Raw genomic sequence first — 19902 nt, forward strand, 5'->3', positions numbered from 1 at the left:
TCATCCTCTCGCGTCCTCCTGGCAGAAAGCGATAAGGGATGAGTTTTTACCCTCAGCCTGGTGGCACACTGGTCAAAAATGCCGCGACAGGAAAATGGAATGAAACGCACCGCAATAGCCTTTCTGATGTTACCCGCACTGGCACATGCAGGCTGGTCATCACCGGGGTTTAATGCATTTAACACCGAAGGCACCGGGATTTTCATCAGCCAGACAAAGCTCGCGAAGGGTACGCGTCCTCTTACACTAAGTTTTGACAAGACGTGCTGGCAGCCAACAGATGCGATAAAACTCAACGAGATGCTGTCGCTCAAACCCTGTGACGGCACGCCGCCGCAGTGGCGTCTTTTCCGCGACGGTGAATACCAGATGCGGATTGATACCCGATCCGGCACACCCACCCTGATGCTGACCATCCAGAGTGCCGCAGAACAGCCGGTTACCAACGTTATCCACCAGTGCCCGAAATGGGACGGTAAACCGCTGACGCTGGACGTCAGCCATACCTTCCCGGAAGGCTCCGTCGTACGCGACTACTACAGTAAGCAGACGGTGACAGTGCAGAATGGAAAAATCACTCTGCAGCCGGCCGCCAACAGCAACGGCCTGCTGCTGCTTGAGCGCGCCGAAACCGACAAGCCTGCGCCGTTTAGCTGGCAGAACGCCACTGTCTATTTTGTGCTGACCGACCGTTTTGTGAATGGTGACCCGAGCAACGACAACAGCTATGGCCGTCACAAAGACGGCATGCAGGAGATTGGTACCTTCCACGGTGGAGATCTCAAGGGGCTCGCCAGCAAGCTCGACTATTTACAACAGCTGGGGGTGAACGCGCTGTGGATTAGCTCGCCGCTGGAGCAGATCCACGGCTGGGTCGGCGGTGGCACCAAAGGTGACTTCCCACACTACGCCTATCATGGCTATTACACTCAGGACTGGACGAAGCTCGACGCCAACATGGGCACCGAAGATGATTTACGTCATCTGGTCGATGACGCGCATAAACGTGGCATTCGTATCCTGTTCGATATCGTCATGAACCACACGGGTTACGCGACGCTTGCGGACATGCAGGAGTATCAGTTTGGCGCCTTGTATCTGCAGGGTGATGAGCTGAAAAAGACGTTGGGAGAACGCTGGACGGACTGGAAGCCGGGCGCAGGCCAAAGCTGGCACAGCTTTAACGACTACATCAACTTTAGCGACAAAGCCGCATGGGATAAATGGTGGGGGAAAAAGTGGATCCGCACTGATATCGGTGATTACGACAACCCCGGCTTTGATAATTTAACCATGTCGCTGGCATTTTTACCCGACCTGAAAACGGAATCCACCACACCTTCCGGGTTGCCAAACTTCTATCAACACAAGCCTGATACCCATGCGAAAGCCATCCCCGGGTATACCCCGCGCGATTACCTGACCCACTGGCTCAGCCAGTGGGTGCGTGACTACGGTATTGATGGTTTCCGGGTTGATACGGCCAAACACGTTGAGCTTGCGGCCTGGCAACAGCTGAAAGACCAGGCCAGCCAGGCGCTGGCGGCCTGGAAAGGTGCTCACCCGGACAAAAAGCTCGACAATGCACCATTCTGGATGACCGGGGAATCCTGGGGCCACGGCGTCATGCAGAGCGATTATTACCGCCACGGTTTCGATGCGATGATTAACTTTGATTATCAGGAGCAGGCGGCAAAAGCGGTGAACTGTCTGGCGGATATCGACCTCACCTGGCAGCAGATGGCGGAAAAACTGCAAAGTTTCAACGTCCTGAGCTATCTCTCTTCGCATGACACGCGCCTGTTCCGTGAAGGGGGTCAACGCGCAGCTGAACTGCTCTTGTTAGCACCGGGTAGTGTACAAATCTATTACGGAGATGAATCTGAACGTCCATTTGGGCCAACAGGTTCAGACCCGTTACAAGGTACCCGTTCGGATATGAACTGGCAGGACGTCACGGGCAAACAGTCCTTAACCGTCGCCCACTGGCAAACGCTGGGTCAGTTCCGCGCACGCCATCCGGCGATTGGTGAAGGCAAACAAACCACGCTGTCGCTGAAAGAGGGATATGGCTTCGTGCGCGAGCATAATGGCGATAAGGTGATGGTAGTATGGGCAGGTAATTAATAACGGCTCACTCCAGTACCCTCTCCCGTTGGGAGAGGGTTACGGTGAGGGAAAAATCAACAGAACTATTCACTTCACAAATCCATTCCTGCCACATAAAACAACAAATCCGACCACACCACCCGATTTGCACCAGCACGGTGCTAGCGTTATGGTTACCCACTTTCAAAATAAGCTCGATAGATCACCTGCTATGACGTTTTCACTTTTCGGCGACAAATTCACCCGCCATTCAGGCATTACTCGCCTGATGGAGGACCTCAACGACGGGCTGCGCACACCGGGCGCAATCATGCTCGGCGGCGGAAACCCGGCTCAAATCCCGGAGATGAATACCTATTTCCAGACGCTGCTCGCTCAGATGCTGGAAAGCGGCAAAGCAACCGATGCGCTTTGCAATTACGACGGCCCGCAGGGTAAAACCGAACTGCTGGCACTCCTCGCCGAAATGCTGCGTGACGAGCTGGGCTGGGATATCGAACCACAGAATATTGCACTGACAAACGGCAGCCAGAGCGCGTTTTTCTACTTGTTTAACCTGTTCGCAGGGCGTCGCGCCGACGGCACCACCAAAAAGGTGTTGTTCCCGCTGGCACCAGAGTATATCGGCTACGCCGATTCCGGCCTGGAAGAGGATCTGTTCGTCTCCGCGCGCCCGAATATCGAGCTGTTGCCGGAAGGCCAGTTTAAATATCACGTCGATTTTGAACACCTGCATATTGGTGAAGAGACGGGCATGATCTGCGTATCACGTCCGACGAACCCAACGGGCAACGTGATCACCGATGACGAACTGATGAAACTGGATGCGCTGGCGAATCAGCACGGCATTCCGCTGGTGATCGATAACGCCTATGGCGTACCGTTCCCGGGCATTATCTTCAGCGAAGCACGTCCGCTGTGGAACCCGAACATTGTCCTGTGCATGAGCCTCTCTAAGCTGGGCCTGCCGGGTAGCCGCTGCGGCATTATCATCGCGAATGAAAAAATCATCACCGCCATTACCAACATGAACGGCATTATCAGCCTTTCGCCGGGCGGTATCGGCCCGGCGATGATGTGCGAAATGATTAAGCGCAACGACCTGCTGCGTCTGTCCAATGAGGTGATTAAGCCGTTCTATTACCAGCGTGTTCAGGAGACAATTGCGACACTTCGCCGCTATTTACCGGAAGAACGCTGCCTGATCCACAAACCTGAAGGGGCGATTTTCCTGTGGCTGTGGTTTAAGGATCTACCCATCACCACCGAACTGCTCTATCAGCGCCTGAAGAAGCGCGGCGTGTTGATGGTACCGGGCGATTACTTCTTCCCAGGCCTGGATAAACCGTGGCCGCATACGCACCAGTGCATGCGTATGAACTACGTGCCCGATCCGGAAAAAATCGAAGCGGGTGTCAAAATTCTGGCCGAAGAAATCGAAAAAGCCTGGCTCGAAGAGGGTTAAGGTTTTACGCCAGATGATGCTGTCGTTCCGTACGTAATCTGGCGGTATCAACACAGCGCAACGCGTGGGTTGGACAGGCCTCCACACAGGCAGGTCCGCCTTCGCGGTGCACGCACAAATCACACTTCAGCGCGTGCGCCTTATTTCCCTCCAGCCGAACCTGCATCGCCCCAAACGGGCACGCCAGCATACAGCTTTTGCAACCAATGCAGCGCGTCTGATCAACGAGCCACGCTCCCGCCGAGCGGCGAATGGCATGGGTTGGGCAGACATTGGCGCAGGGTGCGTCTTCGCACTGGTGACAGCCAACCGCCGTGGTATATGACCCCCCTTTAACCACACGAATGCGTGGCGTAAAGGCATGTGCGGATACGGAATCCTGATGCGAGACCGCACAGGCCGCTTCGCATGTGCGGCACCCGATGCATTTTTCCGCATCCGCCATGATAAATCGGTTCATCTATTACGCCTCGCGTACGTTAAAACCCAGTTCTTTTGAAATAGCCTCTGCCGTTTCACGCAGTGGTTTAAGCAAGTTTTTCTCGCCCACCTGCTTCATGCGCGATGTCGATAGCGATATGGAGATCGCATACGGCACGCGGCCATGAATATCAAACACCGGCACGGCGATACAGGAGACACCCAGCTCGTTCTCTTCTTTGTCCATCGCCATGCTGCGATCGCGAATTTCCGCCAGCTCATCATACATGGCACTCAATTCTGTGATGGTGTTGCGGGTCAAAGGTTGGATCTGTTCCTGATGGCTTTCCCAGTAGCTCGCCACATAGTCCTGGTGACCAAACGCCATGTAGATCTTGCCCATCGCTGAGCAGTAAAGCGGCATATGCTGACCGATATAAGCACGCGTGCGCAGCATACCGGTTGTCGGCTCGAGTTTATAAATCAGGATCGCGTGGTCGTCTTCCCGGCTGGAAAAGTTCACCGTTTCACCCGTCGCAATATTCAGCGTTTCAAGGTGTGGCGCCGCCACGTGGATGATATTGAGCGACGACAGCGCCTTTTGCCCGACGGCGATAAATTTGGTGGTCAGACGGTAACTGCCCGCCGCAGGCGCCGGGGTAACGTACCCGCACGACTGTAATCCCTGGAGTAACCGGTGCACGGTGCTCTTATTCAAACCAGCCAGTTCCGATAAATGCGCGAGCGGGCACCCGTTCGGATAATTGCTGAGGATCTCAATCAGCATCAGGCCGCGAAACAAGCTCTGGCTACCTGCTGGCCTCTCTTTTTCTTGCGTCATTTCGCTCTCTTTCATGCTCATTAAATGGCTCCTTTTTATCGCGCTCCTGATGGTAGCGCAAAGTGTGGTTTAGTTCACGATCTCAACAGAAAAAACACAACCAGTTGATTTTAATGATTTTTGAAAAACATGAATGTCGTTGATCTGACAAATTTTGATCGTTATATTTGAAATCAGATTTCGCATAGTGAAATTTAACGATAAAAAAGCACTCGCACTGACACCTAAAATGAACAGGAGAACAGGGATGAAAGTGACCTTTGAAGAGTTGAAAGCGGCGTTTAATCGGGTCCTGATCGACCGCGGCGTAAAAGCTGACACCGCAGATGCCTGTGCGGAGATGTTTGCCCGCACTACAGAATCCGGCGTCTATTCACACGGCGTGAACCGTTTCCCGCGTTTTATTCAGCAACTTGACGCTGGCGACATCATTCCTGACGCTCTGCCAAAACGGATAACGTCATTAGGTGCCATTGAGCAGTGGGATGCTCAGCGCGCCATCGGCAACCTGACAGCGAAGAAAATGATGGATCGCGCCACGGAGCTGGCATCCGATCATGGGATCGGCCTGGTGGCTCTGCGTAACGCAAACCACTGGATGCGCGGCGGCAGCTACGGCTGGCAGGCGGCGGAGAAGGGTTATATTGGAATTTGCTGGACCAACTCCATTGCCGTGATGCCCGCGTGGGGATCAAAAGAATGCTGCATCGGCACCAACCCGCTAATCGTTGCGATTCCCTCCAACCCAATCACTATGGTCGACATGTCGATGTCGATGTTCTCCTACGGCATGCTGGAAGTAAATCGCCTGGCCGGGCGCGAGTTGCCGGTTGATGGCGGGTTTGACGACGAGGGTAATCTCACCCGTGAACCCGGCGTCATTGAGAAAAACCGTCGCATTTTGCCAATGGGCTACTGGAAAGGGTCCGGCCTGTCTATCGTACTGGATATGATCGCGACACTGCTTTCCAACGGTTCTTCCGTGGCGGAAGTCACTCAGGACAACAGCGACGAGTACGGTGTATCGCAGATCTTTATCGCCATTGAGGTCGATAAACTGATCGACGGCCCAACCCGCGATGCCAAACTTCAGCGCATTATGGATTTCATCACCAACGCTGAGCGCTCAGACGAAAACGTCGCCATCCGTCTGCCGGGGCATGAATTCACCCGCCTGCAGGAAGAGAACCGCCGTAACGGCATCACGGTTGATGACAGCGTGTGGGCGAAAATCCAGGCCCTGTAAGGAGTGGACGATGATATTCGGACATATTTCACAGCCAAATCTGTGCCGTCTCCCACAGGCGATTGAAAAGGCGCTCGATTTTCTGCGCACCACGGACTTCACGGCACTGGAGCCGGGCGTTGTTGAAATTGAGGGACGCAACATCTTTGCCCAGGTACTCGATCTCACCACCAAAGCGTGGCATGAGAACCGCCCGGAAGTACACCGACGTTATCTGGATATCCAGTTTCTGGCTTGGGGTGAAGAGAAAATTGGTATCGCTATAGATACCGGTACTAACAAAATAAGCGAATCATTACTGGAACAGCGGGATATTATTTTTTATCACGCCAGCGAAAATGAATCATTTATTGAAATGATACCCGGCAGTTATGCCATATTTTTCCCGCAGGACGTCCACCGTCCTGCCTGTATTAAGAGCAAAGAATCCACAATTCGTAAAATTGTGGTGAAAGTGGCAATCAGTGAATTGAATTAATTTTCTGATAAATACAGGAATGCGAAATGACCAACACCGGTTTTATTATTGGTGCGTACCCCTGCGCACCTTCGTTTCACCAGAAAGGTGAACAAGAAGAACAAACCTTCTGGCGGGAACTTTCCGACACGCCCAACATCCGCGGGCTGGAACAACCTTGCCTGGAAAACCTGCATCCGTTTGGTGATGAATGGCTGTTCCGTCATACGCCAGGGGACTGGCAAATCGTCGTGACGGCAGTAATGGAAACCATGCGCCGCCGCGGCACCAACGGCGCGTTCGGTCTGGCCTCCGCCGACGAGCAACAGCGTAAGGCCTGCGTCGAATTCTATCGCCATCTGCACCAGAAAATTGACGCCGTGAATGCCCGTTACCCCGGGAAAGTGATCGCCCTGGAGATGCAGGCAGCACCGCATGCAGGTAATGCCTCTGTCGAACAAGCCACCGAGGCATTCTCTCGCTCCATTCATGAAATAGCAGACTGGGACTGGTCATGCGATCTGGTTCTTGAGCACTGCGATGCTATGACCGGACTCGCTCCGCGTAAGGGGTTTTTACCCCTGGAGCAGGTACTGGAGGTGGTGAAAGATACGGATATCAGCGTCTGCATCAACTGGGCACGTTCGGCCATCGAAGGTCGTAACACCGCCCTTCCGCTTGAGCATGTTCAGACCGCCCGCAACGCCGGAAAACTTGGCGCGCTGATGTTTTCCGGGACAACAGCAACCGGTGAATACGGTGACTGGCAGGATCTCCATGCACCATTTTCTTCATTCTGCGCCGACAGTTTACTGACCACTGAACACGCAAAAACACTCTTTACTGCGGCGAGCGCCGCAACATTGAAATTCTCCGGTATTAAATTGCTGGAAATAAATGCTAATGCTGACGTCAGCCATCGCATTGCCATTTTGCGCGACGGCATTAGCGCCATGAAAAAAGCGACACAATAAAAATAAAAATCTTATTCCGGTTACATTTACTGAGACATTAAATATGAACACGACTTCTCAAGCTCTACATGCGGATATTCCGCGCCAGCGTTGGCTAAGAATCATCCCCCCTATTCTTATCGCCTGCATTATTTCTTATATGGACCGGGTGAACATTGCATTTGCGATGCCAGGTGGTATGGATGAAGAATTAGGTATATCCGCCACAATGGCTGGCCTGGCGGGCGGTATCTTCTTTATCGGCTATCTGTTCCTGCAGGTTCCCGGTGGCAAAATTGCTGTTCATGGTAGTGGTAAGAAGTTTATCGGCTGGTCGCTGGTCGCCTGGGCGGTGATCTCGGTACTCACGGGTCTCGTGACGAATCAGTATCAGCTTCTGGTGCTGCGATTCTTACTCGGCGTGGCGGAGGGCGGGATGCTGCCCGTTGTGCTCACCATGATCAGTAACTGGTTCCCGGATGCCGAGCGCGGTCGCGCCAACGCGATTGTGATTATGTTTGTGCCCATTGCAGGGATCATCACAGCACCGTTGTCGGGTTGGATCATCACCGCGCTCGACTGGCGCTGGCTGTTCATTATTGAAGGGCTGATGTCCGTTGTGGTGCTGGTGCTCTGGGCATTCACCGTGTATGACCGTCCACAAGAAGCCCGCTGGATATCGGAAGCCGAAAAAAACTACCTGGTGAAAACGCTGGCGGCGGAACAGCTGGCGATTGCCGGTAAAGAGGTGAAAAATGCCTCGCTCAGCGCAGTGCTGTCCGACAAAACCATGTGGCAGCTGATCGCCCTGAACTTCTTCTACCAGACCGGAATTTATGGTTACACCCTCTGGCTGCCAACCATCCTGAAAGAGCTGACGCATACCAGTATCGGCCAGGTAGGGATGCTCGCCATTCTGCCTTACATCGGCGCGATTGCGGGCATGTTCCTGTTCTCGTCTCTTTCTGACCGTACCGGCAAGCGCAAGTTGTTTGTCTCCCTGCCCTTGATAGGTTTCGCGCTCTGCATGTTCCTTTCTGTGGCGCTAAAAGAGAACACCTGGTTGGCCTATGCCGCGCTGGTGGGCTGCGGCTTCTTCCTGCAATCCGCTGCGGGTGTGTTCTGGACTATTCCGGCGCGTCTGTTTAGCGCCGAAATGGCGGGCGGTGCGCGCGGCGTGATTAACGCCCTGGGTAATCTCGGTGGCTTCTGCGGCCCTTATGCGGTTGGCGTGCTTATCACACTGTACAGCAAAGACGCAGGGGTTTACTGCCTGGCGGTCTCTCTGGCGCTGGCCTCGCTGCTGGCCCTGCTGTTACCGGCGAAATGCGATGCCGGCTCTGAGCCGAATCCCACGGTGAATCCACATAAACGTGCGGCCTGATGTCCTCACCCCAGCCCTCTCCCACCGGGAGAGGGAGCAACACAAGAGAATCAAAGATGAGTGAAAAAGAGCCCTTCTGGCTGGGTATCGATTGTGGCGGTACTTATCTGAAAGCCGGTTTATACACCCGTCAGGGAAAAGAGGTCTGTATTGAGCGCCGTTCGGTTGCCACTCTCAGCCCACGTCCTGGCTATGCTGAGCGGGATATGCACCAGCTCTGGCAGCACTGCCACACGACCGTCGCACTGCTGCTCAAAAATGCCAGGGTCGATGGCGAGCAGATCAAAGGTGTCGGTATTTCGGCTCAGGGCAAAGGGCTGTTTCTGCTTGATAAACAGGATCAACCGCTGGGAAACGCCATGCTCTCTTCTGACCGTCGGGCACTGGAGATTGTGCAGCGCTGGCAGCAGGACGGCATTCCCGAAAAACTGTACCCGCATACTCGCCAGACGCTATGGACCGGGCATCCGACTTCGCTCCTGCGCTGGGTTAAAGAGAACGAACCACAGCGGTATCAGCAGATTGGCTGCGTGATGATGGCGCACGACTACCTGCGCTGGTGTCTGACGGGGGAAAAAGGCTGCGAAGAGAGCAATATCTCGGAGTCCAATCTCTACAACATGAGCACTGCTCAGTACGATCCACAGCTCACACGCTGGCTTGATATCAGCGAAATTGACGGTGCACTACCGCCGATTGTCGGCTCCGCAGAAATTTGCGGGGAAATCACCGCTCAGGCAGCCTCGCTTACCGGTCTGGCGGCGGGTACTCCCGTCGTTGGCGGGCTGTTTGATGTGGTTTCCACCGCGATCTGCGCCGGACTCCATGATGACAACACGCTTAACGCGGTGATGGGAACCTGGGCCGTGACCAGCGGGATCGCCAACGGCATTCGCGATAACGAACCCTTTCCTTATGTGTATGGCCGCTATGTGCACCCGCAGCAGTACATCGTGCACGAAGCCAGCCCGACCTCATCCGGCAACCTGGAGTGGCTGACAGCGCAATGGGGTGACGTCTCGTTCAGTGAGATTAACGATGCCGTTGCCAGCTTACCGAAGGCAGAAAGCGATGTGTTTTTCCTGCCGTTCCTCTATGGGAGCAACGCTGGTCTGGAGATGACCAGCGGCTTTTACGGAATGCAGGCACTCCACTCCCGGGCCCATCTGTTGCAGGCGGTTTATGAGGGCGTGGTCTTTAGCCACATGACCCACCTGAACCGCATGCTGGAACGCTTTACACACGTGACGTCGCTGCGCGTCACGGGTGGCCCCACACATTCAGACGTGTGGATGCAAATGCTGGCAGATGTCAGCGGTCTGGCAATAGAACTACCGCAGGTGGAAGAGACCGGTTGCTCCGGTGCGGCGCTGGCAGCACTTGTCGGTACGGGCATCTATACCGATTTCCACGCCGCTCAGCGTGCCCTGCGACACGACACCAGGGTCATTGAACCCGATATGCGCGCCCATGCTGCCTACCAGCGCAAATATCACCGCTACCAGTTACTGATTACCGCACTACAGGGCTATCACGCCCGTGTTAAGGAGTTCGACCTATGAGCCGTCCATTACTTCAACTGGCGCTCGACCATACCTCACTTCAGGCCGCACAGCGCGATGTCGCTTTGCTTGCGGATCACGTTGATATCGTCGAGGCGGGCACCATTCTGTGCCTGACCGAAGGTTTACAGGCCGTGCGTGCCCTTCGCGAGCAGTGCCCGGACAAAATCATCGTGGCGGACTGGAAAGTGGCCGACGCTGGAGAAACGCTGGCAGAACAGGCGTTCGGTGCAGGCGCGAACTGGATGACCATCATCTGCGCGGCACCGCTGGCGACCGTTAAAAAAGGCCATGAAGTCGCTCAACGCTGCGGCGGCGAAATCCAGATGGAGCTGTTTGGTAACTGGACGCTGGAAGATGCACGCGCATGGCACCACATCGGGGTGAAACAGGCCATCTATCACCGCGGGCGCGACGCGCAGGCGAGTGGTCAGCAGTGGGGCGAAGCGGATCTCGCGAAAATGAAAGCGCTCTCCGACATCGGTTTACAGCTTTCGATTACCGGCGGGATCACTCCTGCCGACCTGCCGCTGTTTAAGCAGATAAACGTCAAAGCCTTTATTGCCGGCCGCGCGCTGGCTGGTGCTGAAAAGCCACCGCAGGTGGCACAGGCATTCCATTCACAAATCCGCGACATCTGGGGAGAGTAACCATGCGTCAGCATCCGTTAGGTATTTACGAAAAAGCGCTGTCGAAAGATCTCACCTGGCCGGAACGTCTGGTGCTGGCGAAAAGCTGCGGGTTTGATTTTGTCGAAATGTCGGTTGATGAAACTGACGAACGTCTGTCACGTCTTGAGTGGAGCACCACGCAGCGTGCATCGCTGGTTGAAGCCATGCTGGAAACCGGCGTGTCGATTCCATCCATGTGCTTATCTGCCCACCGTCGTTTCCCGTTTGGTAGCCGCGATGAAGCCGTGCGCGAGCGCGCCCGCGAAATCATGACCAAAGCCATCAGGCTGGCGCGTGATTTAGGTATCCGCACCATTCAGCTTGCTGGCTATGACGTTTACTACGAAGAACACGACGAGGGCACCCAGCAGCGCTTCGCAGAAGGGCTGGCGTGGGCGGTGGAACAAGCCGCTGCGGCACAGGTGATGCTGGCAGTGGAGATCATGGACACCGCCTTTATGAACTCGATCAGCAAATGGAAAAAGTGGGACGACATGCTCGCTTCACCGTGGTTTAGCGTTTACCCGGATGTCGGAAACCTGAGCGCGTGGGGCAACGATGTCACCGCCGAGCTGACGTTGGGCATTGACCGTATTGCCGCAATCCACCTGAAAGATACCCAACCCGTCACTGAAAACAGCCCGGGACAGTTCCGCGATGTGCCGTTTGGCGAAGGCTGTGTTGATTTTGTCGGCGTGTTTAACACGCTGAACCAACTGAACTATCGCGGCGCGTTTCTGATTGAAATGTGGACTGAAAAAGCAAAAGAGCCCGTACTGGAAATCATCCAGGCACGTCGCTGGATTGAAGCACGTATGCAGGAAGGAGGCATGACATGTTAGAACAACTCAAAGCTGAAGTGCTGGCAGCAAACCTGGCGCTTCCCGCCCACCAGCTGGTGACATTTACCTGGGGCAACGTCAGCGCGGTCGATCGCGAAAGCGGGCTAATGGTGATCAAACCCTCCGGCGTAGAGTATGACGTGATGACCGCAAACGACATGGTGGTGGTTGATCTTGCCACGGGTGCGGTAGTCGAAGGCAGCAAAAAGCCCTCCTCCGACACGCCAACGCATCTTGCATTGTATCGCCGTTACCCTGAGATTGGCGGCATCGTCCATACGCATTCCCGCCACGCCACTATCTGGTCGCAAGCGGGGCTGGATTTACCTGCCTGGGGCACCACGCATGCCGACTACTTTTATGGCGCGATCCCCTGCACACGGCTGATGACCACGGCTGAAATAGCCGGGGAATACGAATATCAGACGGGGGAAGTGATCATCAAAACCTTCGAGGAGCGCGACTTAAACCCGATGCAAATTCCGGCAGTGCTGGTCCATTCTCACGGTCCGTTCGCCTGGGGAAAAAATGCGGCCGATGCAGTACACAACGCGGTGGTGCTGGAAGAGTGCGCCTGTATGGGCCTGTTTTCACGTCAGCTGGCACCGCAGCTACCGGTGATGCAACAGGAGTTACTGGATAAGCACTATCTGCGCAAGCACGGAGCGAATGCCTATTACGGGCAGTAATCACCCGGAATTGATGTGCTCCTTACAGTACCGCCGTTTCCAGACTGCGGGTGTTAAGCCCGTGTGTTTGGTAAATATCTGCCGGAAATAGCCCACGTCATTAAACCCGCAGCGGGTTGCCACTTCGGTGAGCGATGCAGAGCCATCCAGCAACAGCTTTTCCGCCGCCCTGACGCGCTGGCGATGTATCGCCTCCGTCAGGGTTAAATGAAAAGTGCGACGAAACACGCGCCCCAGATAATCGGCATTACAGTGCAACTCTCTGGCGAGCTTCGAAGTAGAGAGGGGTAAATGAAATTGTGTGCGAATAAGCTGTTTCGCCTTCCACGCCATTGCGGCTCCAGCCTCATCCATTTTGTCCTCATACCCCGAAGAGAGCGAAACTTGCTGCAAAATCAGGAGTAAAAGGAGCTCCAGCGCCATACTACGCTGTAATTTTTCCTGCTCACTCAGAAACTGACGGAACAGAGAAATGACATATTGCGCATCCCTGACGCTGCAATGCTGTTCTATTGCCAGAGAGGGGGAGCCCTGCCCTGTGTTTTCCACTTCGAAGTGCAGCCAGTAGAATTTGAGATCTGCCGGGAAATCCTCCACACCAACGTGCCGCCGATCCGGCCAAAGCAATAAACTTTCTCCAGTCTTCACCTCAAAAAGGGTGTTTTCCTCCAAGATCGTTAACGTCCCTTTTTCGACAAAAATTATTTCCCACGACGCCAGCTTTCGCGCCGGATGACGACCCACACCTCGGGAAATAAATAACCCGCCATTTTGTACCTTAATCGGAAGCGCTATGGATAATTCAAGCATCGGTATTCACCATCCCGCTTTTATCGTCATGGAAATTGAGTTTATTCATTGATTATTAATAAATATTAATATCCCTTCCCGATCCAACTCACATTTTTAGCATCAGGTCGGAATTGTCATCTTTTTATACTTTTCCCTTCCCTTGTTGGCCCTGTCGTTCGGTGCAGAATAAATGGAGTACCTTGCATAAATACGATAAAAATCGATTACCGAGGAGTTACCTCATGACTTCCACACCGATTACAGAATCTGACGTTGCACAACCGGCAATAGATGACCGCCTGTCAGTTCGCGAAAAAATAGGCTACGGCCTGGGTGACGCGGGCGGCACGGTCATTACCTGTCTTATCATGAACTTTCTCACCTTTTTCTATACCGATATCTTTGGTCTGACGCCCGCCCTTGTCGGCACGCTGTTTATTGCATTACGCGTGTTTGATGCCATCTCCGACCCGGTAATGGGCGTGATTGCTGACCGCACGCAAAGCCGGTGGGGACGTTTTCGCCCCTGGCAGCTGTGGGTCGCGTTCCCGATTGGGATCATCGGCGTACTGACCTTCACCGTCCCGGAAGCCAGCATGGGAGTAAAAATTACCTGGGCGTTCGGTACCTATTTACTGTTATCCGTAGGCTATACCGCCATCAACGTGCCCTACTGCGCGCTGATCAACACCATGACAACCCGACACAACGAGGTGATCTCCTGCCAGTCATGGCGTTTTGTGCTGTGCGGCGTTGCCGGATTTTTAGTGTCTGTTGGTCTGCCGTGGCTGGTATCCGTATTAGGCCAGGGTAATGCCGCGAAGGGTTATCAGCTTGGCGTGGGCGTGCTGTGCGCCGTCGCCGTGGTGATGTTCCTGTGCTGCTTTTTCTGGGTACGTGAGCGTGTCCCGCTGGCACTGATGGGTAAATTCACTCTGCGCGAGCACCTGGCTGGCCTGCGTAAAAACGACCAACTGCTGTTAATGCTGGTGATGTCCTTCCTGCTGATCAACGTTTTTAACATCCGCGGCAGCGGGTACATGTATTTCATCACCTACGTGCTTCAGGGCAGCACCGCCTACACCTCACTGTTTTTTACCATGGTGACCTTTGCGGCCATTCTTGGGGCGGTGATCGTTAACCCGCTGTCCCGCCGTTTTGATACGGTCAAACTTTACTATTACACCAACCTGGTGCTGGCCGTGCTCGCGGCGGGAATGTGGTTCCTGCCCGGCGGACCAAATTACCAGACGCTCTGGCTGATTGTAATCCTGAGCAACGGCGTCATCCTGGGTTTTACGCTGCCGCTGCACTTCTCGTTGATGGCCTTCGCCGACGACTACGGCGAATGGAAAAACGGCGTGCGCTCGTCGGGCATGAACTTCGCCTTTAACCTGTTTTTCATCAAGCTCGCATGGGCTTCCAGCGCCGGGATCATCAGCCTGGTGTTTATCGCCGTAGCCTATCAACCTGGTGCCGGTAACCAGACGCCGGCATCTCTGCAAGGTATCACCGCCATGGAGACATTACTCCCTGCTCTTTTCCACCTGCTGCTGGCTGTCTCAATTCGCTGGTGCAGACTCAACAATCCAATGATGTCGCGCATTGCCACCGACCTGCGCCAGCGTCACGTACAGTCCTGAGGAGAACAAGATGTCCATAATGGAAGCCGACCTGCATAAACTGAAAATTAACGACCCGTTTCTCGGGCAATATCAACGGCTGGTACGCGATGTGGTGATCCCCTACCAGTGGGATGCGCTGAACGATCGCGTGACGGAAGCCGAACCCAGCCACGCCATCACCAACTTCCGTATTGCGGCGGGTCTGGAGAAAGGCGAATTCTACGGCATGGTGTTTCAGGACAGTGACGTAGCAAAATGGCTGGAAGCCGTAGCGTGGTCCCTGTGTCAGAAACCTGACTCAGACCTGGAAAAAACTGCTGATGAGGTAATTGAGCTGGTTGCGGCGGCACAATGCGAAGACGGTTATCTCAACACCTATTTCACGGTGAAAGCCCCTGAAGCGCGCTGGACGAATCTGGCTGAATGCCACGAGCTGTATTGTGCCGGACACATGATTGAGGCTGGCGTGGCATATTTTCAGGGAACCGGAAAACGCCGTCTGCTGGAGGTGGTGTGCAAACTGGCCGATCACATCGACAGCGTGTTTGGCCCCGGCGAGAACCAGCTACACGGTTATCCGGGTCACCCGGAAATAGAGCTGGCGCTGATGCGGTTGTACGACATCACGCAGGAGCCACGCTACCTGGCACTGGTGAAATATTTCATCGAACAACGCGGTGTCCAGCCTCACTTCTATGATATCGAATACGAGAAGCGCGGCAGAACATCATACTGGAACACCTACGGGCCCGCCTGGATGGTCAAGGACAAAGCCTACAGCCAGGCACATCAGCCACTTGCTGAACAACAAACGGCCATCGGCCACGCGGTGCGTTTTGTCTACCTGATGGCGGGCATGGCGCATCTGGCGCGCCTGAGTCATGACGAAGGAAAACGCCAGGACTGCCTGCGGCTGTGGAACAACATGGTCCAGCGCCAGCTGTACATTACCGGCGGGATTGGGTCGCAAAGCAGCGGGGAAGCCTTTAGCAGCGATTACGATCTGCCCAACGATACGGTATATGCCGAAAGCTGCGCCTCCATCGGTCTGATGATGTTTGCCCGCCGGATGCTGGAAATGGAGGCCGACGGTCACTACGCCGACGTGATGGAGCGCGCGCTATATAACACGGTACTCGGCGGCATGGCGCTGGACGGTAAGCACTTCTTCTATGTAAACCCGCTGGAAGTACATCCGAAAACCCTGACGTTCAACCATATCTACGATCACGTGAAACCCGTCCGCCAGCGCTGGTTTGGCTGCGCCTGTTGCCCGCCGAATATCGCCCGCGTGCTGACGTCGCTGGGGCATTACATTTATACCGTTCGCCACGATGCGCTTTTTATTAATCTCTACGTCGGCAACGATGTCGTCATTCCGGTTGGCGATGAAACTCTGACGCTGCGGATTAGCGGTAACTACCCGTGGCATGAACAGGTGAAAATCGAAATTACCTCACCTGTTCCCGTCACGAATACGCTAGCCCTGCGGCTGCCGGACTGGTGCGCGGCGCCTGGCGTATCGTTGAACGGTGAAGACACTACAGGAGAAATTTCACGGGGATATCTCTACCTGACCCGAAACTGGCAAGAAGGAGATGTCGTCACGCTGACGCTACCGATGCCCGTTCGCCGGGTGTATGGAAACCCGCAGGTACGCCAGCAGGCAGGGAAAGTCGCGCTACAGCGCGGACCGCTGGTTTACTGCCTGGAAGAAGCGGATAACGGTGCCAATCTGCATAACCTTTCCTTGCCGCAAGACAGCGAGTTCCGGGTCTTTGAAGGGAAAGGGATTTTCGCGCACAAGATGCTGATACAGGCAGAGGGGATTGGCTGTCACGTGAAGGACAAGGATGCGCTGTGGCAGTATGACCGCTCGCCGGTACAACGTCAGCCCCAGACGCTGACCTTTATTCCCTGGTTTAGTTGGGCTAACCGGGGAGAAGGAGAAATGCGGATTTGGGTGGATGAAGCATAAACAAGAATAATATCACCTTTATTAATATATAATATTTTTATCGAGCTCGGTGATGCCGAGCTCACTGATTATCATAGATTGAAAGACAATGTGATCTAACCCTCGGTATTGTTTTTTTGCAGCCGTTCAACTCAGACATACCATTGTCTGACATGCATTTTAGTGTTATTCCATAAAGACACACAGCTCAAAATAAGGATATCCCATGGAATTCACTGAAAGGTTAAATGCCTTATCAAATAAAATAAAACAACAACTTGATGTAATTAATACTGAAGAAGCAACAAAAACTGCATTTGTAATGCCGTTCATTCATAATGTCCTGGGCTATGATGTTTTTGATCCTTCAGAGGTGACACCTGAGTTTGTCTGTGACATCGGTACAAAAAAAGGTGAGAAAATCGATTATGCTATAATGAAAAACAATGATGTACAGATACTTATTGAATGTAAAAAAATTGGCGAACCATTGAATATAAATCATACCTCGCAGTTATTCAGGTATTTTCATGTAACAAATGCCAGAATCTCAATCCTCACCAATGGACAAAATTATAAATTCTTTACCGATCTGGATGCTCCTAATAAAATGGATGAAAAACCTTTTTTGGAGGTAGATCTTCTTGATATTGACGAAAATATAATACCTGAGTTAAAAAAAATTAACTAAATCTTCGTTTGATTTGGAATCAATTATCAATGCTGCTGGTGAATTAAAATATGTCAGCCAAATCAAAAAAATCCTGCATTCTCAGCTAAATAACCCTGAAGATGACTTTGTGAAATTTTTTGCATCCCGAGTTTATGATGGGATTCTCACCCAAAAAGTCAGAGAGTCTTTTTTAAATTTGACTAAAAAAGCTGCAAGCCAGTACATAAATGATCAGGTAAATGAGCGCCTCAAGTCAGCCATTACAGGCATAACCCCAGCGATCATCGAAACTCCAAATGAGTCATCGCATATTGAGGAAGACGAACATAAAGACGAAAGCGATGTGGTAACAACGCTAGAGGAGCTCGAGGGATATCATATTGTTAAAGCAATCACCAGAGCGGTACTGGAGGCACCTCGTATCACTCACAGAGATACCAAAAGCTACTTTGGTATCCTTGTGGATGATAACAACCGCAAACCCCTTTGCCGATTGCATTTTAATCGCACGCAAAAATACATCGGACTTTTCGACATAGAAAAAAACGAAACGCGTCACCCAATAACGACAGTCGATGATATCTATTCCTTTGCAGATATCCTGAAAGCAACAGCAGCTCTGTATAATTAATTTTTACCGGGGCAGCACGCGACGTGCTGCCTCAGCCAGAAATGCGCTTCGGTTGCTAAACTGAGGATGCTCACTGACAAAGGAATCAATCTTTACCAGTAAACGACGGGGCATGGTGATGTTGATACGCTCTGCCCTGCCATCAAACTGTTTCATATCAATGTCCACCAGCAGCCATTGCCCACCAATGAAGTCATCAGGACGACTTTCCAGATGTGTTTCAACATTACCCGGAAGAGGCAATGTTTCCTCTACTTCAAACAGCGCTTCGAAGTGTGCAGTGAGAGCATCACGAGCATCCTGAAAAGCCTCATCCAGGGAAACACCTGCAAAAAAACAACCTGGAACGTCAGGGAAAAAACCGCTGGCACTTCCGTCTGAGTCAGAATGAATGTAAGCCGGATAAAACATAACTACTCCTGATATCAGTGTTTAATCCCCGCCTGCCGCCAGATCTGCGCGAGAGTGCCCGGTTTAATATCCTTCTTAGGATGTGGGACAGTAACAAGCCCTTTCTGTTCGGGATGGCGAAACTGATGATGGCTTCCTTTCGTTCTGACACATTTCCAGCCATGACCGATCAGAACAGTAATCACATCCGCACTTTTCACATCCCAATCCTTCCATGATTATACACATGACACACACCATCACTACCGGGTCGAATCACATTAGCGTATTGAGAAACACCAGTGCAGCCGCTTTTGTCGGAACGGGAAGAAGTATCGGGAAAAGAAAAGGGGATTACAGTCGATTGCAGATAAAAATGCAGGGGCTATCGTAAGCCGGGTAAGGCGAAGCCGCCACCCGGCTTTACCGCATCAGAAACGCCAGGTCAGGCCGGTCATCAGCGCGAAGCTGTCGTCACGGTCGATCATCGGGCTGTTCTTCACGTCATCAGGTAACACGGTATAAACCGCACTGGCGTTAAGGAACAGTTTCTGGGTTAACTGATATTTAGCCGCCAGACCAACGTATGGCGTCCAGCTGTCACCTGCGGTGTATTCGTCCAGGCCTGAGCGACGAGACTCACTGCCGGATACACCGTAGTAGTAGTCGTTATAGCTCTCATCGCTATAGAAAATACCGACAGATGGCGTCAGAGTCAGGCGTTCCATACGGATTGGATGGAAGTAGGATACCTCACCGATCACACCGCCGCTTTCATCCGTGGCATCACCAGAGACCGCCACTTTCAGCGAACCCCAGTTTTCATGGCGGTAGTATGCGCCACCGAGGAAGGCAGAGGCTTTTCGCTCATCAAGCTTTTTCATCTGATGGTCGTCGTTGTCATCAGGATCAAAATGGAGCGGCATCCAGGATGCGGTCAGGCTGAATTCATTTTTGGCATCTTTCCACAGGATCCACCCTCCTGTGGTCTGGCGCACATAGAAACGATCGCCTTCGTAGCTAATTAACGGTACTGCCGTTGTATTTTCATTATATCCTTTGTAAGGAGACTCATTAAATACAGCCCCCGCTCCAAGTGAAAAGTCACCGGCCATTGCAGATGATGTTGCAAATAACGTGGCAGCGATGAGTAAATTGTATTTAATAGTCATTACATGTAATCCATTTAAACGCC

Annotated in this window: 18 protein-coding genes and 1 pseudogene; 13 read left to right on the forward strand and 6 right to left on the reverse strand. The window is 53.0% G+C overall.

Going from position 1 to position 19902, the window contains the following annotated elements:
• The first annotated feature begins 99 nt into the window (after positions 1 to 99).
• Both JGF26_RS19270 and avtA read left to right on the forward strand, forming a co-directional pair.
• The gene (locus JGF26_RS19270) at positions 100 to 2127 is read left to right on the forward strand and encodes an alpha-amylase (RefSeq protein WP_134708561.1); all 2028 of its coding nucleotides are present in this window, start codon (positions 100 to 102) and stop codon (positions 2125 to 2127) included.
• A gap of 193 nt (positions 2128 to 2320) precedes the next feature.
• Positions 2321 to 3574, forward strand: coding sequence for a valine--pyruvate transaminase (gene avtA, locus JGF26_RS19275; RefSeq protein ID WP_134708562.1), 1254 nt, complete (start codon positions 2321 to 2323; stop codon positions 3572 to 3574).
• A 4-nt stretch (positions 3575 to 3578) separates the two neighbouring features.
• On the opposite strand, the gene JGF26_RS19280 is transcribed toward avtA, so the two are convergent.
• Entirely contained in the window at positions 3579 to 4034 is a 456-nt protein-coding gene (locus JGF26_RS19280; RefSeq protein WP_134708563.1) for a 4Fe-4S dicluster domain-containing protein, read from the reverse strand.
• 3 nt (positions 4035 to 4037) lie between these two features.
• Positions 4038 to 4856 (reverse strand): IclR family transcriptional regulator YiaJ, encoded by an 819-nt coding sequence (yiaJ, locus tag JGF26_RS19285; protein WP_134708564.1) that lies wholly within the window; start codon positions 4854 to 4856, stop codon positions 4038 to 4040.
• Between the two features lie 226 nt (positions 4857 to 5082).
• Here yiaJ and yiaK point away from each other — a divergent pair, with 226 nt between their 5' ends.
• The 8 genes from yiaK to araD are packed head-to-tail and all read left to right on the forward strand — an operon-like array spanning position 5083 to position 12639.
• Positions 5083 to 6081, forward strand: a complete 999-nt coding sequence (gene yiaK, locus JGF26_RS19290) for a 3-dehydro-L-gulonate 2-dehydrogenase (protein WP_134708565.1) — start codon at positions 5083 to 5085, stop codon at positions 6079 to 6081.
• Between the two features lie 10 nt (positions 6082 to 6091).
• Positions 6092 to 6559, forward strand: coding sequence for a YhcH/YjgK/YiaL family protein (locus JGF26_RS19295; RefSeq protein ID WP_134708566.1), 468 nt, complete (start codon positions 6092 to 6094; stop codon positions 6557 to 6559).
• A 26-nt stretch (positions 6560 to 6585) separates the two neighbouring features.
• Positions 6586 to 7512, forward strand: a complete 927-nt coding sequence (locus JGF26_RS19300) for a DUF4862 family protein (protein ID WP_134708567.1) — start codon at positions 6586 to 6588, stop codon at positions 7510 to 7512.
• Positions 7513 to 7555: 43 nt separating this feature from the next.
• A complete protein-coding gene (locus JGF26_RS19305) occupies positions 7556 to 8875 on the forward strand; it encodes an MFS transporter (RefSeq protein ID WP_028018240.1) in 1320 nt (439 codons plus the stop codon).
• A gap of 56 nt (positions 8876 to 8931) precedes the next feature.
• Complete coding sequence (locus tag JGF26_RS19310) at positions 8932 to 10437, forward strand: FGGY-family carbohydrate kinase (protein WP_028018239.1); 1506 nt, start codon at positions 8932 to 8934, stop codon at positions 10435 to 10437.
• Positions 10434 to 11087, forward strand: coding sequence for a 3-keto-L-gulonate-6-phosphate decarboxylase UlaD (ulaD, locus tag JGF26_RS19315; RefSeq protein ID WP_134708568.1), 654 nt, complete (start codon positions 10434 to 10436; stop codon positions 11085 to 11087). The genes JGF26_RS19310 and ulaD overlap by 4 nt, the downstream gene beginning before the upstream one ends.
• Before the next feature lie 2 nt (positions 11088 to 11089).
• Positions 11090 to 11950 (forward strand): L-ribulose-5-phosphate 3-epimerase, encoded by an 861-nt coding sequence (locus JGF26_RS19320; RefSeq protein WP_108089344.1) that lies wholly within the window; start codon positions 11090 to 11092, stop codon positions 11948 to 11950.
• Entirely contained in the window at positions 11944 to 12639 is a 696-nt protein-coding gene (gene araD, locus JGF26_RS19325) for an L-ribulose-5-phosphate 4-epimerase (protein WP_028018236.1), read from the forward strand. The genes JGF26_RS19320 and araD overlap by 7 nt, the downstream gene beginning before the upstream one ends.
• Here the strand turns inward: araD and JGF26_RS19330 are convergent, their stop codons facing one another.
• On the reverse strand, positions 12640 to 13449 hold the full coding sequence (locus tag JGF26_RS19330) for an AraC family transcriptional regulator (protein WP_108089343.1): 810 nt from the start codon (positions 13447 to 13449) through the stop codon (positions 12640 to 12642).
• A gap of 224 nt (positions 13450 to 13673) precedes the next feature.
• Here JGF26_RS19330 and JGF26_RS19335 point away from each other — a divergent pair, with 224 nt between their 5' ends.
• From JGF26_RS19335 to JGF26_RS19345, 3 genes and pseudogenes are all read left to right on the forward strand, one after another.
• Positions 13674 to 15074: an MFS transporter gene (locus tag JGF26_RS19335; RefSeq protein ID WP_108089342.1), complete on the forward strand. Its 1401-nt coding sequence runs from the start codon at positions 13674 to 13676 to the stop codon at positions 15072 to 15074.
• A 10-nt stretch (positions 15075 to 15084) separates the two neighbouring features.
• On the forward strand, positions 15085 to 17034 hold the full coding sequence (locus JGF26_RS19340; RefSeq protein WP_134708569.1) for a glycoside hydrolase family 127 protein: 1950 nt from the start codon (positions 15085 to 15087) through the stop codon (positions 17032 to 17034).
• A 205-nt stretch (positions 17035 to 17239) separates the two neighbouring features.
• Positions 17240 to 18317: pseudogene (locus tag JGF26_RS19345) on the forward strand (type I restriction endonuclease).
• A gap of 3 nt (positions 18318 to 18320) precedes the next feature.
• Here JGF26_RS19345 and JGF26_RS19350 read toward each other — a convergent pair.
• From JGF26_RS19350 to JGF26_RS19360, 3 genes are all read right to left on the reverse strand, one after another.
• Positions 18321 to 18728, reverse strand: a complete 408-nt coding sequence (locus JGF26_RS19350; RefSeq protein ID WP_108089340.1) for a type II toxin-antitoxin system HicB family antitoxin — start codon at positions 18726 to 18728, stop codon at positions 18321 to 18323.
• 14 nt (positions 18729 to 18742) lie between these two features.
• Positions 18743 to 18928: a type II toxin-antitoxin system HicA family toxin gene (locus JGF26_RS19355; RefSeq protein ID WP_041911637.1), complete on the reverse strand. Its 186-nt coding sequence runs from the start codon at positions 18926 to 18928 to the stop codon at positions 18743 to 18745.
• Positions 18929 to 19138: 210 nt separating this feature from the next.
• Complete coding sequence (locus JGF26_RS19360; RefSeq protein ID WP_108089339.1) at positions 19139 to 19879, reverse strand: MipA/OmpV family protein; 741 nt, start codon at positions 19877 to 19879, stop codon at positions 19139 to 19141.
• Positions 19880 to 19902: the final 23 nt, after the last annotated feature.

This window comes from Enterobacter sp. E1 (genome assembly GCF_016809815.1).
Lineage (GTDB): Bacteria > Pseudomonadota > Gammaproteobacteria > Enterobacterales > Enterobacteriaceae > Enterobacter > Enterobacter adelaidei.

What these genes read in the sequence shown, in the direction of transcription:
- JGF26_RS19270 (WP_134708561.1), top strand. Translation starts at nt 100, where the DNA reads ATGAAACGCACCGCAATAGCCTTTCTGATGTTACCCGCACTGGCACAT.
- avtA (WP_134708562.1), top strand. Translation starts at nt 2,321, where the DNA reads ATGACGTTTTCACTTTTCGGCGACAAATTCACCCGCCATTCAGGCATT.
- JGF26_RS19280 (WP_134708563.1), bottom strand. Translation starts at nt 4,034, where the DNA reads ATGAACCGATTTATCATGGCGGATGCGGAAAAATGCATCGGGTGCCGC.
- yiaJ (WP_134708564.1), bottom strand. Translation starts at nt 4,856, where the DNA reads ATGAGCATGAAAGAGAGCGAAATGACGCAAGAAAAAGAGAGGCCAGCA.
- yiaK (WP_134708565.1), top strand. Translation starts at nt 5,083, where the DNA reads ATGAAAGTGACCTTTGAAGAGTTGAAAGCGGCGTTTAATCGGGTCCTG.
- JGF26_RS19295 (WP_134708566.1), top strand. Translation starts at nt 6,092, where the DNA reads ATGATATTCGGACATATTTCACAGCCAAATCTGTGCCGTCTCCCACAG.
- JGF26_RS19300 (WP_134708567.1), top strand. Translation starts at nt 6,586, where the DNA reads ATGACCAACACCGGTTTTATTATTGGTGCGTACCCCTGCGCACCTTCG.
- JGF26_RS19305 (WP_028018240.1), top strand. Translation starts at nt 7,556, where the DNA reads ATGAACACGACTTCTCAAGCTCTACATGCGGATATTCCGCGCCAGCGT.
- JGF26_RS19310 (WP_028018239.1), top strand. Translation starts at nt 8,932, where the DNA reads ATGAGTGAAAAAGAGCCCTTCTGGCTGGGTATCGATTGTGGCGGTACT.
- ulaD (WP_134708568.1), top strand. Translation starts at nt 10,434, where the DNA reads ATGAGCCGTCCATTACTTCAACTGGCGCTCGACCATACCTCACTTCAG.
- JGF26_RS19320 (WP_108089344.1), top strand. Translation starts at nt 11,090, where the DNA reads ATGCGTCAGCATCCGTTAGGTATTTACGAAAAAGCGCTGTCGAAAGAT.
- araD (WP_028018236.1), top strand. Translation starts at nt 11,944, where the DNA reads ATGTTAGAACAACTCAAAGCTGAAGTGCTGGCAGCAAACCTGGCGCTT.
- JGF26_RS19330 (WP_108089343.1), bottom strand. Translation starts at nt 13,449, where the DNA reads ATGCTTGAATTATCCATAGCGCTTCCGATTAAGGTACAAAATGGCGGG.
- JGF26_RS19335 (WP_108089342.1), top strand. Translation starts at nt 13,674, where the DNA reads ATGACTTCCACACCGATTACAGAATCTGACGTTGCACAACCGGCAATA.
- JGF26_RS19340 (WP_134708569.1), top strand. Translation starts at nt 15,085, where the DNA reads ATGTCCATAATGGAAGCCGACCTGCATAAACTGAAAATTAACGACCCG.
- JGF26_RS19350 (WP_108089340.1), bottom strand. Translation starts at nt 18,728, where the DNA reads ATGTTTTATCCGGCTTACATTCATTCTGACTCAGACGGAAGTGCCAGC.
- JGF26_RS19360 (WP_108089339.1), bottom strand. Translation starts at nt 19,879, where the DNA reads ATGACTATTAAATACAATTTACTCATCGCTGCCACGTTATTTGCAACA.